Origin of the sequence: Stenotrophomonas sp. SMYL89 (genome assembly GCF_036319985.1) — a bacterium.
GTDB classification, from domain to species: domain Bacteria; phylum Pseudomonadota; class Gammaproteobacteria; order Xanthomonadales; family Xanthomonadaceae; genus Stenotrophomonas; species Stenotrophomonas maltophilia_Q.
On sequence record NZ_JAWIRW010000019.1, the window covers coordinates 1 to 16,008 of the forward strand.

The 16,008-nt window shown below is 66.0% G+C and carries 12 protein-coding genes and 1 riboswitch; of the genes, 9 read left to right on the forward strand and 3 right to left on the reverse strand.

What is annotated here, in order from left to right; all coding sequences use genetic code 11:
* Positions 1–178 precede the first annotated feature (178 nt).
* The gene (locus tag V3B41_RS17600) at positions 179–1,756 is read right to left on the reverse strand and encodes a BCCT family transporter (RefSeq protein ID WP_197650484.1); all 1,578 of its coding nucleotides are present in this window, start codon (positions 1,754–1,756) and stop codon (positions 179–181) included.
* 254 nt (positions 1,757–2,010) lie between these two features.
* Positions 2,011–2,111: riboswitch (TPP riboswitch) on the forward strand.
* A gap of 82 nt (positions 2,112–2,193) precedes the next feature.
* Here V3B41_RS17600 and thiC point away from each other — a divergent pair.
* From thiC to V3B41_RS17630, 6 genes are all read left to right on the forward strand, one after another.
* Positions 2,194–4,038 carry a phosphomethylpyrimidine synthase ThiC gene (gene thiC / locus V3B41_RS17605; RefSeq protein WP_329861732.1) on the forward strand — a complete coding sequence of 615 codons (1,845 nt, stop codon included), beginning with the start codon at positions 2,194–2,196 and terminating at the stop codon, positions 4,036–4,038.
* Positions 4,039–4,153: 115 nt separating this feature from the next.
* A complete protein-coding gene (locus V3B41_RS17610; RefSeq protein WP_100443676.1) occupies positions 4,154–4,825 on the forward strand; it encodes an ion channel in 672 nt (223 codons plus the stop codon).
* Positions 4,826–5,096: 271 nt separating this feature from the next.
* Positions 5,097–7,427, forward strand: a complete 2,331-nt coding sequence (locus V3B41_RS17615) for a winged helix-turn-helix domain-containing protein (protein WP_049429949.1) — start codon at positions 5,097–5,099, stop codon at positions 7,425–7,427.
* A gap of 114 nt (positions 7,428–7,541) precedes the next feature.
* Positions 7,542–8,441, forward strand: a complete 900-nt coding sequence (locus V3B41_RS17620) for a helix-turn-helix transcriptional regulator (protein WP_049429948.1) — start codon at positions 7,542–7,544, stop codon at positions 8,439–8,441.
* Between the two features lie 49 nt (positions 8,442–8,490).
* On the forward strand, positions 8,491–11,454 hold the full coding sequence (locus tag V3B41_RS17625) for a TonB-dependent receptor (protein ID WP_049429947.1): 2,964 nt from the start codon (positions 8,491–8,493) through the stop codon (positions 11,452–11,454).
* Positions 11,455–11,633: 179 nt separating this feature from the next.
* Positions 11,634–11,840: a hypothetical protein gene (locus V3B41_RS17630; RefSeq protein ID WP_197620172.1), complete on the forward strand. Its 207-nt coding sequence runs from the start codon at positions 11,634–11,636 to the stop codon at positions 11,838–11,840.
* 56 nt (positions 11,841–11,896) lie between these two features.
* On the opposite strand, the gene V3B41_RS17635 is transcribed toward V3B41_RS17630, so the two are convergent.
* Together V3B41_RS17635 and ppa are read right to left on the reverse strand one after the other, a co-directional pair.
* On the reverse strand, positions 11,897–13,018 hold the full coding sequence (locus V3B41_RS17635; protein ID WP_049429945.1) for an HDOD domain-containing protein: 1,122 nt from the start codon (positions 13,016–13,018) through the stop codon (positions 11,897–11,899).
* 151 nt (positions 13,019–13,169) lie between these two features.
* On the reverse strand, positions 13,170–13,706 hold the full coding sequence (gene ppa, locus V3B41_RS17640) for an inorganic diphosphatase (RefSeq protein ID WP_005410935.1): 537 nt from the start codon (positions 13,704–13,706) through the stop codon (positions 13,170–13,172).
* Positions 13,707–13,890: 184 nt separating this feature from the next.
* Between ppa and V3B41_RS17645 the strand changes: the two genes are divergently transcribed.
* The 3 genes from V3B41_RS17645 (at position 13,891) to V3B41_RS17655 (ending at position 15,974) form a co-directional block, all read left to right on the forward strand.
* Positions 13,891–14,364 (forward strand): hypothetical protein, encoded by a 474-nt coding sequence (locus V3B41_RS17645; protein ID WP_329861733.1) that lies wholly within the window; start codon positions 13,891–13,893, stop codon positions 14,362–14,364.
* Positions 14,365–14,436: 72 nt separating this feature from the next.
* On the forward strand, positions 14,437–14,937 hold the full coding sequence (locus V3B41_RS17650) for an RNA polymerase sigma factor (protein ID WP_049429943.1): 501 nt from the start codon (positions 14,437–14,439) through the stop codon (positions 14,935–14,937).
* Between the two features lie 104 nt (positions 14,938–15,041).
* Positions 15,042–15,974: a FecR domain-containing protein gene (locus tag V3B41_RS17655; protein WP_329861734.1), complete on the forward strand. Its 933-nt coding sequence runs from the start codon at positions 15,042–15,044 to the stop codon at positions 15,972–15,974.
* Positions 15,975–16,008: the final 34 nt, after the last annotated feature.

Sequence of the window (16,008 nt, forward strand, 5' to 3'; positions counted from 1 at the left end):
GGTTGGCAGGACCGTTGGCGCCATGGATGGCGCCATCGAGCCCCCAGGGATGGGTTTACGGCGTGTCCTGTCCACCCACACCGCTCCCCCCCCAACCAGCAGAAACCCAGAGCCGCCTTGGCTTCTGCACTTGCACTTGCTTGAAAGAAGCGGTGCAGCCGCAGGCTGCAAAACACCCTCAATCCCGATCCTGCGCGCGCGCCGCCTCCGCCTGGGTCTCCTCCTGCGCCGCCATCTCGCGTGCGATCCACGCGTCAATCATGTGCCGCTGGCGCTGCGCCTGCCGCCGCTCGCGCGTGTACTCCTGGTCCAGCACCCGGTACAGCGACACCATCACCAGCACCATCAGCAAGGCAAACGGTAGCGCGGCAATCGTGATCATGCCCTGCAGCGCGTCCAGTCCACCGGCCAGCAGCAACGCCGCTGCGATCAATGCCACCGCAATGCCCCAGGCCAGCTTGCGCTTCAACGGTGGGTCGCCAGCCTCGTCGGTGGACATGCTGGCCAGCACCAGTACCGCCGAATCGGCCGAAGTCACGAAGAAGATCATCAGCAGCACCAGCGCGATGCACGACAGCAACAGCGGTAGCGGCATGCTGTCGAACAGCGTGAACAGCACCGTTTCGTAGCCATTGCCCAGCGCCTGCACCAGATCGGCGTGGCCGAAGATCTGTGCCCACAGCGCGGTGCCGCCGAACACCGCGAACCAGAAGAAGCCCAGCAGCGTCGGCGCGAGCACTACGCCGATCACGAACTCGCGCACGCTGCGGCCGCGCGAGATGCGCGCGATGAACGATCCCACGAACGGTGCCCACGAGATCCACCAGGCCCAGTAGAAGATCGTCCAGTCCGCCACCCAGGTGCTGCCGGAGAACGGTGACATGCGCAGGCTCATCGTCACCAGCTGGTTGAGGTAGGAGCCCAGCGTGGTGGTGAACGTATCGAAGATGAAGCCGGTCGGTCCAAGCACCAGCAGGATGGCTGCCAGCAGCGCAGCCAACGCCAGGTTGAAGTTGGACAGCCATTTCACCCCGCGCTCCACGCCGCTGGCGGTGGAGGCCATGTACAGCACGAAGGCGACGGCGATGATGGTCATCTGCACCGCGACCGTGGCCTGCACGCCGAACACGCGTTCGATACCGGCGGCGATCTGGATGGTGCCGAAGCCGAGCGTGGTAGCGACACCGATCGCGGTGGCAACGACGGCGGCGATGTTGACCACCCGACCGATCCAGCCGCGATGGTGACGGCCGATGATCGGTTGCAGCATGTCGCTGACCAGGCCGCGTCCATTGCGGTTGAACTGGAACCAGGCCATCGCCAGGCCGATCAGCGCATAGATCGCCCACGGATGCAGGCCCCAGTGGAAGAACGCATAGCGCATCGATGCGCGCGCCGCATCCAGGCTTTGCGGCGCCAGGCCCTCGGGCGGCTTGGCGAAGTGGGAAATCGGCTCGGCCGCGCCCCAGAACACCAGGCCGATGCCCATGCCGGCGGCGAACAGCATCGACATCCAGCTGGCACGCGAGAACTCGGGCTCGGCATCTTCGCCACCGATGCGCAAGTTGCCGAAGCGGCCGAAGGCCAGGTACATCAGGAACACCAGCGCCAGGAACACCACCAGCAGGTACAGCCAGCCGACACTGCGGATGACCTCGGCCAGCATGGACTGCACAACGGTATTGAAGGGGCCGGGCGCGATGCCGGCCAGCAGCACCAGCAACAGAACCAGCGCGATGGAAACGCGAAACACCATGAAGGAGCTTCTCCGATCAAGGGGATTGAGGGGAGCGAGCAGAGCTTGCAGCGAAGGGCCGGCGGCATGCAGCACGCGCCGGGCAGGGGCCGCGAAGGCGGCGGGGAACGCATCGATCTCAGCGACGCGATGGGCGTGCACGTTACTGAACGCGGCGTCATGGTTCCGTTAACGAATGCCGATCGGGGTCGGATCCGCGTTCCGCGGGAAAGCGGATCCGACCCCGGAGGCGGGCGGTCTATGCTCTAATGCGCAGCAAGAAGCGGGGGTACCGAGCCATGTGGCCACGGTTGAGACAGTCCCTTGGAACCTGATCCGGCTCATACCGGCGTAGGGAAGCTTTGCAATGCAGCCGTGCCCGGACTCCGCCCAAGGACCGCCCGTGCGCGGGTGCCGTGCGCCGCCGCTTCGTCCCTGACCTTCCTGGACGATGCCCGATGAACGCACAGCTCTCCGCCCTGCAGCAACAGGCCCAGCAACTCTCCGAATCGGTGACCCGGCCCATTCCCGGCTCGCGCAAGATCCATGTGCCCGGTTCGCGCCCGGACCTGCAGGTGCCGATGCGCGAGATCGCGCTGACCCGCACGCCCACGCTGTTCGGCGGCGAAGAGAATGCGCCGGTGACGGTCTACGACACGTCGGGCCCGTACACCGATCCGCAGGCCCGCATCGATCTTTCCGCGGGCCTGCCGGCATTGCGCCGTGCGTGGATCGAGGAACGCGGGGACACCGAACAGCTCGACGGCCTCAGCTCTTCATTCGGCCGCGACCGCGAACATGACCCGAAGCTCGATGCCGTGCGCTTCCCCGCGCGCAGCCTGCCGCGACGTGCGCGTTCCGGCGCCAACGTCACCCAGATGCACTACGCGCGGCGCGGCATCATCACCCCGGAAATGGAATTCGTCGCCATCCGCGAGAACCAGCGGCTGGACGCGATCCGCGATGCCGGCCTGTTGCAGCAGCACCCGGGCGAAGCGTTCGGTGCGTCGATCCAGAAGATCATCACCCCTGAGTTCGTGCGCGACGAGATCGCCCGTGGTCGTGCGGTGCTGCCCAACAACATCAACCATCCGGAAAGCGAGCCGATGATCATCGGCCGCAATTTCCTCACCAAGATCAACGCCAACATCGGCAACAGCGCCGTGTCTTCCGGCATCGCCGAGGAAGTGGAGAAGCTGGTGTGGGCGATCCGCTGGGGCGGCGACACGGTGATGGACCTGTCCACCGGCAAGCACATCCACGAAACCCGTGAATGGATCATCCGCAACTCGCCGGTGGCGATTGGTACCGTGCCGATCTACCAGGCGCTGGAAAAGGTCGATGGCCGTGCCGAGGCGCTCACCTGGGAAATCTTCCGCGACACGCTGATCGAGCAGGCCGAGCAGGGCGTGGACTACTTCACCATCCACGCCGGCGTACTGCTGCGCTACGTGCCGCTCACCGCCAAGCGGGTCACCGGCATCGTCAGCCGCGGTGGCTCGATCATGGCCAAGTGGTGCCTGGCGCACCACAAGGAGAATTTCCTCTACACGCATTTCGAAGAGATCTGCGAAATCATGAAGGCCTACGACGTGACCTTCTCGCTGGGAGACGGCCTGCGCCCGGGCTGCATCGCCGATGCCAACGATGCAGCGCAGTTCGGTGAACTGGAGACGCTGGGCGAGCTGACGAAGATTGCCTGGAAGCACGACGTGCAGACCATGATCGAAGGCCCCGGCCACGTGCCGATGCAGCTGATCAAGGAGAACATGGACAAGCAGCTGCGTGAGTGCGGCGAAGCGCCGTTCTACACGCTGGGGCCGCTGACCACCGACATCGCGCCGGGCTACGACCACATCACCAGCGCGATCGGTGCGGCGATGATCGGCTGGTTCGGTACGGCCATGCTCTGCTACGTGACGCCGAAGGAGCACCTCGGCCTGCCCAACCGCCAGGACGTGCGCGACGGCATCATGGCTTACCGCATTGCCGCGCACGCGGCGGACCTGGCCAAAGGACACCCGGGCGCGCAGGTACGCGACAATGCACTGAGCAAGGCGCGCTTCGAGTTCCGCTGGGAGGACCAGTTCCATCTCGGGCTGGATCCGGAGAAGGCCAAGGAATTCCACGACGAGACACTGCCGAAGGATGCGCACAAGCTGGCCCACTTCTGCTCGATGTGCGGCCCGCACTTCTGCTCGATGAAGATCACCCAGGATGTGCGTGACTACGCCGAGGCCGGCATGAAGGAGAAGTCCGCCGAATTCCGCGCCGCAGGTGCAGAGGTCTACCACCAGGGGTGATGCCGCGCAGGTAGCGCCGGGCGCCGCCCGGCGAGCGCATCGGTCCCGGAAAGCCGCCGGGCGTAGCCCGGCGCTACCCGCTATGCTCCGGCCATCGCCCCGTGGAAAGGACGCCATGCCCATTGCTCTGACCACCCGTTGGCTGGCGATCGCCCGCCGCCACCCCTCGGCCTGGCTGCTGGGTGCGCAACTGCTGGCGGTGCTGTTGTACCCGGCGCTCGACGACACTGCCGGTGGCCGTGCAGCGCTGGGCATGTTCGGCATGGCGGTACTGGGCCTGGCGCTGTGGGTGGTCCAGCGCAGCCCGCTGGGAACCTGGCTGGCGTTGCTGCTGGCCATTCCCTCGGTGGTGTTCTCACTGGCCGGTGCCCTGCTGGACCGCAGCGGGCTGCTGACCACCGCCCAGCTGCTGGAGAGCCTGCTGTACTTCTATACGGCGGGCGCGTTGATCGCCTACATGCTGCAGGATCATAAAGTCACCCGCGACGAACTGTTCGCGGCCGGGGCAACCTTCACCCTGCTGGCCTGGGCGTTTGCTTTCGCGTTCGCGGTGTGCCAGCAGTGGTATCCCGGCAGTTTCCATGGCGCCAGCGGCGGTGATCAGCGCAGTTGGATGGAGCTGCTTTATCTGAGCTTCAGCTTGTTGTCCGGCGTTGGATTGAGCGACGTCGTGCCGCTGCACCCGCAGGCACGGGCCCTGGTGATGCTCGAACAGTTCGCAGGCGTCATGTATATCGGCCTTGTGGTGTCGCGTCTGGTCGGGTTGACCATGCTTCGGCGCATGTGAAAATGAACGCCAGATAAAAATTTCGCGCCCAAAAGGGCGCGAATAGTGATGCAGATTATGTGAATGCGTCGGCGAGAGAGAGAGCCTGAGTGTCGACCCCGTCATAGGCGGGGTAACCGGCTTAGGCTAATATCCGGGGGCGTTATTGTTTTTGCGGTATGCGCCGATGCTTTGTGCGGAATCTGGCTTTTCGATGACCCTGTCCAGGGACGGTGGGGACGGTATTGCTGGTGAGCCCTGCCCAGGTCCCGTCCCTACTGTATAGCGGAAAATGAACAGCAGCGAACTCGCGCCCATTGAGGCCGACCGAGTGCAGGTCGGCGACTGCGTCATTACCTTGTCCTCGCGTGAGGTCGAGGTTGAAGGCGCGCGCCGTCCCCGGCGGCTGACGCCGAAAGCGCTGGGCGTACTGCGCGTGTTGATGCGGCAGCCTGGGCGAGTGGTCACCCGTGAAGAGCTGTTTGCCGAGGTCTGGCCCGATACGTTGCCGACCAATGACGTACTGACCCAGGCCGTCACCCAGCTGCGCAAGGCGTTCGCCAACGACGACGACAACGGCCAGGCCTACATCGAGACCATCGCCAAGAGCGGTTATCGGCTGCTGGTACCGGTGCAGGCGCTGGACGACGTCGATCCCGTGGCGGAAGTGGACGCGGTGGCCGTTGCGGGCGTGATGCCGTCGCCGGACGGTGCCGGCGTGATTCCGGCGATGGCCGTGCCGGCAGCGCCTTCGCGCCGGCGTGGCTGGCGCCAGCTGCGCCGCCAGCTGTTGTGGGTGCTGGGGGTGATGATGCTGGCCGCGCTGCTGGTCATGGCCACATTGCTGCTCCGGCGTGGGCCGGAGTCGAGTTCACCGGTGGATGCCGCGGTCGAGAACGGCGTGCGGGTGATCGGCAGCCCGCAGCGTCCCTATCGCCTGATCACCGCCACCAGTGGTTTTGAAACCTATCCCACGCTTTCGCCGGATGGCTCCCAGGTTGCCTACGAAGGCGCCAACGAGGATGGCACCGGTGGTGGCGCGATCAAGGTGCAGACCTCAGGCAATGCGCCGGCCCGGCAGCTGGCGCTGCCGCCGAAGGGGGCCAGTGACCGCTTCCCGAGCTGGTCACCGGACGGGCGCGAGATCGCTTTTGCCCGCTTTGGAGCCGACGGCGGTTGCCAGGTGCTGATCGCCAGCGCTACCGGCGGCGGTGTGCGCCAGGCGACCCGTTGCGACGGAACCGAGCTGCTCAGCTTCGACTGGACGCCGGATGGCCGTGGCCTGGTCTTTGGCAGCATGGTGGGCCGCTATGCCCATCGTGGCATCCGTGTGCTCGACCTGGCCAGCGGCCAGTGGCGGGCGTTGGACTATGCGGTCGACCAGGATGATTTTGACTACGCGCCACGCTACTCGCCCGATGGCAAGTGGCTGGTGTTCGTGCGCAATCCGCAGATGGGCGACCTGTGGCGGATGCCGGCCGGAGGCGGTGAACTGGAGCAGTTGACCAACGAATCGGCCGAACAGCGTGGCTGGGCCTGGCTGGGCGATGGGCGCACCATCGTGTTCGGCCGGCGCGTGGACAGCGAAGTGCGGTTGTACTACCTGGATGTCGAGCGCCGCACTTTGCGTGATGCCGGCCTCGACGACGCACAATGGCCTGCGGTGTCACGCCACGGCGACGTGCTGGCTTTCGTTCACCGCCGTGCCCAGTTCGGCGTGTTCAAGGTGCCGATGGCCGGTGGCAGCGCCGAGCGGCTGTTTGCGTCCAGCGGGCGTGACGGGCAGCCGATGGCGGCGCCCGACGGTCGCCAACTGGTCTTCACCTCCGATCGTTCCGGCAGTTTCGCGCTTTGGTGGGCGGACATGCAGCGGCCCGATTCACTGCGGCCGATCGAGGGCCTGCGCCCGGAGGGGCGGCAGGCGCCGGACTGGTCGGCCGACAGCCGCCAGCTGCTGGTGGTCGGGCGCGATGAGCATGGGCGTACGGTGGTCTACGAGATCGCCCCGCGCGACGAACACCTGCAGTCGTTGCCGGTTCCGGTGGATCAGCCCCTGCAGGCCCTGTACGGGGCAACCCCGGAACAGCTGCTGGTGGTCGAGCGCGATGCAGAGCAGCGCACCCGGTTGAGCCTGTTCGATCGCAGCGTGACCCCCTGGCGCCGCCTGGCCAGCATCGACGGCGTCTCCCAGGCACGTTTCGATCGGGGCGATGGCCGCGTGCTGTTCACCCGCCTGGCGTCCGGTGGCCTGTGGTCGGTGGATGCGGCGCTGTCCCCGGCCAGCGTGCAGCAGGTCAGTGAAGACAGGCCCAGCCGCTGGCGCTATCGCACCTGGACGGTGGCAGGCACCGGCGGCATCGGGTATCTCGGCAACTCGACCGAGTGCGGTACGACCTTGATCCATATCCAGGCCGGGACCGAAGCCCCCGAGCGCTGCCTGGACCGGCAGCGGCTCAGCGCGGGCAACGGTATCAGTGCCAGCGCCGATGGCCGGGATCTGTACGTCGCCCTGGCGGTCAGCGATGGTGCCGACATCGGCGTCATGCAGCTGCCCCGGTCGACGCCAGCACTGTTCCCGGCATTTCTCAAGTCATTGATCCTGAAGAAAAATATCTCTTCGTGATTTCTTCGTGGAGTTCTCGCCGCGAATTCGTGGCGATCTCGGCGGATTTTCCTGACGGGCTGACGCCTGATTAGGCAAAACGGAAGCCTGTATCAGGCAAACCCGTGGTGCCCCATGCGTCAACTCTCGCTGGCCGATCGTGGCCAAACCGTCTCCCTCGACAAGGCGCTCGACGATCTCGCGCCGACCTGCATGGGCGTGGCCCGGCTCGGCAGCCTGCAGACGGCAGGGTCAAGCTTCACGGTCTGGCTTCAGGTCCGGGGCAGTTCCTGGGTGGAAGCCAAGGAAGGGCGTTTCCGCCTGCGCCATGGTGAGTGGATCGCCTTCGAGAAGGAGTCGCGCCCGCTGGTGCAGGCCGGCCGTAACGGACTGTGCGTGGGCCTCAGCCTGAATGCGGAGGCGATGCGGGTGCTGTCCGAGATGGCCGATTGCGGCCTGTATGCCGGTCGCGGTCGCATGAGCCGCGGCGACGCCCGCGTTGCCCTGCGCCTGTGGCGCGATGCGCTCGACAGCGGCCTGCCTGCGCAGGCGCTGCGCCCGCTGCTGTTGCATCTGGCCGGCCTGCAGCGTGACCTGGCCGACAACGTACAGCGCTGCCCCGGTCGCTCGCGCAGCCGCAAGCGCCAGGTGTTCGGCCGCATGCAGCGTGCCCGTCTCTATCTGGAGGGCAACAGCCACCGCGTAGTGCGGATCGGCGAACTCGCCGAGCTGACCAACTTCTCCAGCTGGTACCTCTCCAAGACCTTCCAGAGCCTGTATGAAGAGAGCCCCCAGTCGCTTTCGGCACGGTTGCGCCTCGAGCGGGCCGCCGATCTGCTGCGCGACACCGACATGATGGTGGGCGAGGTCGCTGCAGCCAGCGGATTCGACAACTGCTGCAGCTTCGCCAGGGCCTTCCGCGCCCGCTACGGGCAGTCTGCTTCCCGGTTCAGGGAGAACGGTGGCTTGCTCCCGCCACATTCTGCAAAGTCTCCGGTTGGGTCGCGCAAATACAGCATCGCAACGCAATCGTAACGTGCTGGAGCGTTTTAACACGCTACTAACACGTACCTTGGAGAGATTGATGAACGTTCGCACCCCTGCCGTGCGGCTGGGCCTGCTGCCCGCCGGCATTGCGCTGGCGCTGGCACCGGCATTTGCTTCCGCACAGGAAGCCAGTGCCCCGACCACCCTTGATCGCCTGGAAGTCACCGGCTCCCGCATCCGCTCGGTGGATGTGGAAACCTCCCAGCCGGTCCTCACCGTAAGCCATGAGGACATCCAGCGTTCGGGCCTGGTCAGCGTCGGCGACCTGCTGCAGAACCTGTCCGTGGCAGGCACCCAGACCTTCAGCAAGGCGGCCGTGCTGGCGTCCAACCCGGAACAGGGCGGCCAGTACGTCAGCCTGTACAACCTGGGTGAGCAGCGCACGCTGGTGCTGGTCAACGGCAAGCGCTGGAGCACCAGCCTGGCCGGCTTCACCGACATGTCGACCATCCCGACCTCGCTGATCGAGCGCATTGAAGTCCTGAAGGACGGCGCCTCGGCGATCTACGGTTCCGACGCCATCTCCGGCGTGGTCAACATCATCCTGCGCAAGAACTTCGACGGCGCCGAGGCCAGTGCCTACTATGGCCAGAACAGCCACGGCGACGGTTCCAAGACCCAGTACAGCCTGACCCTGGGTGCCAGCGGCGAGCGCTCCTCGATCGTGTTCGGCGCGAACTACATCAAGGAAGATCCGGTGTGGGCCAAGGATCGTGGCCTGACCCAGTACTCCTATGGCCAGGGCCACAAGGAAGACGGTCTGAGCCCGGCTGGCCCGTGGGGCCGTTTCACCGATCCGCGTGCCGAAGGCACCGCCGGTGCTGGCGAATACAACAAGGCTGGCAAGTGGGTCCCGAACACCTGGGTGGTCAACCACACCGGTTCGTGGGACACCCCGGTCGGCGTTGGCCAGCCGTCGAACAACTTCAACAACTACCACCTGATTGGTCTGGACGACTACTACAACGCCTCGCAGCAGATGATGCTGAACCAGGGCGCTGAGTCGAAGACCATGTTCACCTCGGCCAGCTACGACATCAACGACAACCTGCGTCTGAAGTCGACGGCGATGTACTCCGAGCGCGATTCCAAGCGCCAGATCGCCGGCTACCCGCTGACCGGCACCTCGCAGCCGCAGTTCCCAGTGGCGATCAGCAAGGACAGCATCTACAACCCGCTGGGCAACTGGGCCAACCCGGGCGCCGGCGTTGACATCGGTGGCTGGGGCCGTCGTATCTTCGAACTGCCGCGCATCACCCAGAACAACGTCAAGTCGCTGCACTTCGACGCGGCCCTGGAAGGCAACTTCGACTTCAACAACCGTCCGTTCGACTGGGATGTGGGCATCAACTACAACCAGTTCGACGTGACCCAGACCAGCTCGGGCAACATCAACCTGCTGGCCCTGAAGAATGCCCTCGGCCCGTCGTTCATCAACGCCAACGGCGTCGCCCAGTGCGGCACCGCTGCCAACCCGATCGCGCTGGGCACCAGCCCGGGCAGCTGCGTCCCGTTCGACCTGCTGGGCGGCGCCAGCGCCGCGACCCCGGATGCGCTGAAGTACATCAACACCCTGCTGAACTCGACCGGCCAGAGCAAGAGCAAGCAGTACTTCGCCAACATCACCGGTTCGCTGTTCGACATGCCGGGCGATGCGGGCGAGTTCGCCTTCGCTGCCGGTTACGAGCATCGCGAAGTGTCGGGCTACGATCATCCGGACGCACTGTCCTCCTCGGGTTACACCACCGAGCTGGCCGCGCAGCCGACCGAAGGCAAGTACAAGACCAACGAGTTCTACCTGGAACTGATGGTGCCGCTGCTGCGTGACCTGCCGGGTGCCAAGGAGCTGTCGCTGGATGTCGCCAGCCGCTACTCGGACTACGACAAGTTCGGCAACACGGTCAACAGCAAGTTCAGCGTGACCTGGAAGCCGATCGACGACCTGCTGGTGCGTGCGACCTACGGCGAGGGCTTCCGTGCCCCGACCCTGGACGACACCTTCGGTGGTGGTTCGCAGACCTTCGACAAGTTCACCGATCCGTGTGATGCCGTGTTCGGCCAGCGCAGCAACCCGGCCGTTGCCGCCCGTTGCGGTGCTGAAGGCCTGGCGTCCGACTTCCGTCAGACCGACGCTGCTGGTCGTCCGATCAGTGCCCGTGACACCCAGGGTAACAACCCGTTCAACTCGGGCGTGGGCAACGACAAGCTGCAGCCGGAAACCAGCAAGACCCGCACCGCGGGCCTGGTGTGGAGCCCGAGCTTCGTCAGCGGCCTGAACGTCTCGCTGGACTGGTACAAGATCACCGTGGACAACGTGATCACCGCGCTGTCGGCGAACTACGTGCTGAACCAGTGCTACCAGAACGGTGTGCAGGCCTTCTGTGACCAGTACAGCCGTGGCGACGTTGCCAATGGCCAGCAGGTCACCGGCCTGAGCCGCGGCAACGCCAATCTGGGCTCGCTGGAAACCGAAGGCTACAACTTCGGCGTCCGCTACCGTATGCCGGAATACAGCTTCGGTACCCTGTCGTTCAACCTGGACACCAACTACCTGACCAGCTTCCGTCAGCAGGCCACCAAGGGTGCTGCATGGGATGACTACGCAGGCTATTGGAACTACCCGCGTGTCCGCGGCACCCTGGCGACTACCTGGACCAAGGGCGACCTGTCGGCCACCTGGACCATGCGTTACTACGGCGGCTTCCGCGACTTCTGCTACGACCAGGAAAATGGCCTGGAGTGCAACCAGCCGGATTACTACACCGAGAACGGTGGCTGGAGCGGTGGCCTGGGTGCCAACAAGAAGGGCGCAATCGTCTATCACGACATCTCGGCCACCTGGCAGGCCCCGTGGAACGGCAGCGTGACCGTCGGTGCCCGCAACGTGTTCGGCAAGACCCCGCCGATCACCTACGCGGTGACCAACGCCAGTGCCGTGCAGCTGGACCCGATGCTGGATTACGACCGCTTCCTGTTCATCCAGTACAACCAGCGCTTCTGATCCATCGAAGCCTGAAGGCAAGACGAGGAGGGCGGGCCGCAAGGCCCGCCCTCTTTGCGTTTGGCAGAGCCGGGTCGGGAAACTCTGAATCGGGCGGTTCAGCGACAGGGGTCACGCTTGTCGCAATTGGACCGCTGGTACGGTCGCGGAGGTCCATTCCGGACCAAGGAGAGCGCGAAATGAACAACGCGATGCCACGGATGTTCGCTGCTGCAGTTCTTGCCGTCCTGAGCCTGGCCGGTAGTGTGTCGGCCAGCCCGCTGGTGTGTGCCAATGGACGCTATTGCGCCGAAGTGCGCAGTGACTGCATCAAGGCCGGCGAAGATGCGGCGTACTGCCAGCTTCTCTTCGAACGTTGCGTGTACGACCACTGCGCGCAGCCCTGATGCAACGAAGGCGCGTCCTTGCGGGCGCGCCTTCATCGCATGCATTGCCGGTGTGCTCAGGCTTCGCTGGGCGTGAGCCCCATCAGGCTGTTGGCATGTTCGCGCCACTGCGGCAGTTTGTTGAGCACGCCCGCGCGCTGCAGGTAGTCCTCATCCACCGGATCGCCGTTGACCAGCGCAAGCGCCACATGCACCGCACCGGTCACCCAGAAGCTGCGCGTGTTGGCGCGCTGCGGCTGCAGGTGGAACGCCACCGCCTCGATGATCGGCATCGGCAGGCCCCACAGCCCCAACAGGTAGGCACCGGCTTCGGCGTGGCCCGGACGGGTATCGCCGGCCAGCGACGGCTCGGTGCGCTCGTTGCGTACGCCGGGCAGCAGCAGGCCGATGTCGGCCAGCAGTGCTGCGGTTGCGCCCAGTTCGGCGCTGGATTCGGGCAGCAGGCGTGCGGCCAGCCGCGAGGCGAGCAGGGCGCGCTGCTGCAGCGAGTTGCGTTCGGCGGTCGACAGCGTCGGCGCCGAGAACACTTCGCTGGCCAGTACCAGGTCGCGCAGTGTTGCCAGGCCCAGCCGGGTCACCGCGGTACGCAGGTCGGCGATGGTGCGGCCCTGGCTGAAGAACGCCGAATTCGACAGCTGCAGCACCTTGGCGGCGATGGCCGGATCAGCGGCCACCAGCTTGGCGACGTCGGCGCTGTCGGCATCGTCGTCATGCTCCAGCGCCTGGGTCAGGCTCAGGTACAGGTGCGGCGGCGACGGCAGTTTCTCGATGCGGCCGATGGCATCGCGCAGGCGCGGGCTGTCCAGCACTTCGCGCAGCTCTTCCAGGCTGGTCAGCGCTTCCAGAAGCACTTCCGGCGCCAGTGGCAGCGGCAGGAAGCGATGGGCAACGCCGATCAGGCGCGCCGGCGGCGGCCGGTTGCCGTGCTGTGCATCCACCAGCGCGATGCGGATGGTTTCCGGACGCAGCGTCCGGATCTGGCCGAGCAGCGTGGTGGCATTGAGGTCCGGCAGCTGCGGGCAGACAATCACCGCGTCCACGCCCTGGGTGGCAACCGCGGTCATCGCGGCCTGGCCATCGGTGGCGGTCAGCGGCTGCCAGTCTTCCCCAAGATCGGCAATGAATTCGGTCAGCTCAGCCGGCAGGCTGGCTGCATCCCCAACAAGCAGAATACGCACGACACATTCCCCTGGCTGTCTCGACGATGGATGTCGATGACGTGTGAAGTGACGCAATTTACCTAATACGACGGCAAGAGTGATGTGCCGTCATCATGAAACGTGACCCGCATCGCTCCGGCACGGCATGCCGGAGCGATCCGGTTCAGGCTCAGGCCTTGCTGTCGAGATGGCGCTGGTGCGCCTCGATCAGGATCTGCTTGGCCTCGGCGGCGCCGCCCCAGCCATCGAGCTTGACCCACTTGCCCTTCTCCAGGTCCTTGTAGTGCTCGAAGAAGTGGCCGATGCGCTCCAGCCAGTGGCTCGAGACCTGCGCGATGTCTTCAACGTGGGCGTAGCCACTGAAGATCTTCGACACCGGCACGGCCAGGATCTTCTCGTCGCTGCCTGCCTCATCGCTCATCTTCAGCACGCCGACCGGACGGCAGCGCACGACCGAGCCCGGCACCAGCGGCAGCGGCAGCACCACCAGCACGTCGGCCGGGTCGCCGTCGCCGCACAGGGTGCTCGGCACGTAGCCGTAGTTGCAGGGGTAGCGCATCGGGGTGGACAGGATGCGGTCGACGAAGATCGCGCCGGTTTCCTTGTCCACTTCGTACTTCACCGGCTCCGAGTCCTTCGGGATCTCGATGATGACGTTGATTTCTTCCGGCGGGTTCTTGCCGGGCGAGACGAGTTCCAGACCCATGGTCGTGCTCCAGGTGGGGGATGTAGACGGATAGCTCCCCATTTTATGCCTTTGCCGGGCGCCGTGCAGGGGAGGGGGCTGACGGCAGGTCGAGGCAGGGGCCGACGCTGCTGGCAGGGATGGACCGATGGGGCCGGCAGGCATGGGGGCGCAGGCTGGATGCACCTTCCCGAGGAGTTGCCGCATGAGACTTCCTGCCCTGTCTTCCGGCCTGTTCTGCGCGCTGCTGATGGCCCCCGCAGCCCAGGCCTTCCCCTACGTCGACCTGATCGATTACCCGCGGCAGGAAGCCAACTGGGATCGCTTCTTTGCCTTGGAAGGCCGTCTGCAGCATGGCTTCGACAGGATCTGCGGAGACACCTTCTGCGAGGGTGAGTACAGCGACATCCGTGCGCTGCGCCTGCGGTGTTCGGTGGACGCGGTGCGCGGCACGGTGCATGAGTGCCTCTGGGCATTTGCCGCCAGTGACCTGGCCGTGTCGCGGCATGACGGTGCGATCGTGGCCCGGCAGCCGACCTGGCTGTGCCGGCTGCCGCTGGTGCCCGGCACTCCGGTGGAGGACTTCCACGCGGCGCTGGCGGCCCGCAATCCGCTGCACGATCCCTTGCGCGGAACGTCGGAGAGCGTCTATGACGGGCTGACCGGCTGCATCCACTGATGCGAACGTGACTGATTCTCATTAACGGAGTAGCATGCGCGGCGCCTTCCGCCTGTCGTCCCGGTTCCGCGCATGTCCTCCAATGCCGCCTCCCTCACTGAACTGCTGATCCGCGAGCGGCCTGCGCTGCTGCGCCGGGTGCAGCGCATCCTCGGGGGCGACAATGGCGCCGAGGACGTGATCCAGGCCGTGTGGTTCAAGGCCCGCAGGGTTGACGACAGCCAGGCCATCGACAACCCGCGCGCCTATCTCTACCGGCTGGCCGCCAACCTGGCGACCGACCATGGCCGCGAATCGACCCGGCGCAACCGCCTGCTGGCCGACCATTACCTGTGGGGACCGGACGAGGTGATCTCGACCGAGGAACAGGCGATGGCCCAGGACGAGCTGCAGCGGGTGCTCGACGCGGCGGGACACCTGCCGGAGCCGACCCGCACCATCTTCCGGCTCAACCGCCTGCAGGGCCTGACCCAGGCCGAGATCGCACGCCGCCTGGGCGTGTCGGTGACCACGGTCGAGAACCATGTGCGCACCGCGTTGCAACGCCTGGCCTGGGCGCGCAGCGGCCGATGATCACCCCGGCTTGGGGCTGGCCCGCGCTGAAACGTCTTGATCACTGGACCGAGGATGCGGTCTAGTTCCCCCGCCCGCGCTTGAATGCGCCTGTCTGCCAGCCGATGAGCCCGCCGAACATGCTGCCCGCCGCCAATGACGATGCCCTGGCCGAACAGGCCCGGGGCTGGATCGCTTGGCTGGCCGCAGGCGATATCAGCGATGTGCGCATGCATGAGTTCGAACACTGGCTCCAGCAGCCTGGGCACCGTCGCGCCTTCGAACACGAGCGCGCGTTGTGGCGCAGTGTCGGGCCGCGGCCGCAGGCCGGGCGCGTCGAACGCCGGCCCCCGAAGCGGCTGCGATGGGCGATGGCTGCGGCGGCCGCGCTGGCGATGCTGGTGGCATGGCCGGAAGCCTGGCTGCGCCTGCAGGCCGATCACCGTAGTACGCATGTCGTGCAGGACGTACGGCTGCCCGATGGCAGCCGCGCGGTGCTGGATGCGGACAGCGCGATCGCCGTGCGGTTCGATGCGGATGCACGCCAGATCGAGCTGCTGCGCGGGCGCGCGTGGTTCGAGGTCAGCCCGGATGCGCAGCGGCGTTTCAGCGTGCGTGCGGGCAATGGCGTGGTCGAGGACATCTCGACCGCGTTCTCCGTCGCACGCGACAGCGACCAGGTGGAAACCCAGGTCGGACAGGGCAGGGTGCGCGTGGCCAGCCCGGTTGACGGTGGTTGGACGTATCTGCGGGTGGGCCAGCGTGCCATCTATGGCGAACACAGTGGCGTGACGCGCCTGCAGGACGTGGCTGCCGACAGTGTCGGCGCGTGGCGGCAGGGCGAACTGCTGCTGGAGCAGGCCAGCGTCGCCGACGCCGTGCAGTGGGTGGGGCGTTACCGTGCCGGCCCGACCTTCGTGCGCGGCGATCTGTCGCGGCTGCCGGCGGTCAGTGCCGCGCTGCGCATCGATCGCCCGGAACAGGCGCTGGACGCGTTGGCGGCAACGGCGGGATTGCAGGTTACCCGCCTTCCATTCGGCGTCGCCATCGTCCAGTAGATCCACGCCATGCGTGGATGATCGTCGCGGTGAT

Excerpts from the sequence above, each read along its gene's own strand:
- V3B41_RS17655 (WP_329861734.1), top strand. The coding sequence starts at position 15,042 with ATGAGCCCGCCGAACATGCTGCCCGCCGCCAATGACGATGCCCTGGCC.
- V3B41_RS17610 (WP_100443676.1), top strand. The coding sequence starts at position 4,154 with ATGCCCATTGCTCTGACCACCCGTTGGCTGGCGATCGCCCGCCGCCAC.
- thiC (WP_329861732.1), top strand. The coding sequence starts at position 2,194 with ATGAACGCACAGCTCTCCGCCCTGCAGCAACAGGCCCAGCAACTCTCC.
- V3B41_RS17600 (WP_197650484.1), bottom strand. The coding sequence starts at position 1,756 with ATGGTGTTTCGCGTTTCCATCGCGCTGGTTCTGTTGCTGGTGCTGCTG.
- V3B41_RS17615 (WP_049429949.1), top strand. The coding sequence starts at position 5,097 with ATGAACAGCAGCGAACTCGCGCCCATTGAGGCCGACCGAGTGCAGGTC.
- V3B41_RS17620 (WP_049429948.1), top strand. The coding sequence starts at position 7,542 with ATGCGTCAACTCTCGCTGGCCGATCGTGGCCAAACCGTCTCCCTCGAC.
- ppa (WP_005410935.1), bottom strand. The coding sequence starts at position 13,706 with ATGGGTCTGGAACTCGTCTCGCCCGGCAAGAACCCGCCGGAAGAAATC.
- V3B41_RS17645 (WP_329861733.1), top strand. The coding sequence starts at position 13,891 with ATGAGACTTCCTGCCCTGTCTTCCGGCCTGTTCTGCGCGCTGCTGATG.
- V3B41_RS17650 (WP_049429943.1), top strand. The coding sequence starts at position 14,437 with ATGTCCTCCAATGCCGCCTCCCTCACTGAACTGCTGATCCGCGAGCGG.
- V3B41_RS17630 (WP_197620172.1), top strand. The coding sequence starts at position 11,634 with ATGAACAACGCGATGCCACGGATGTTCGCTGCTGCAGTTCTTGCCGTC.
- V3B41_RS17625 (WP_049429947.1), top strand. The coding sequence starts at position 8,491 with ATGAACGTTCGCACCCCTGCCGTGCGGCTGGGCCTGCTGCCCGCCGGC.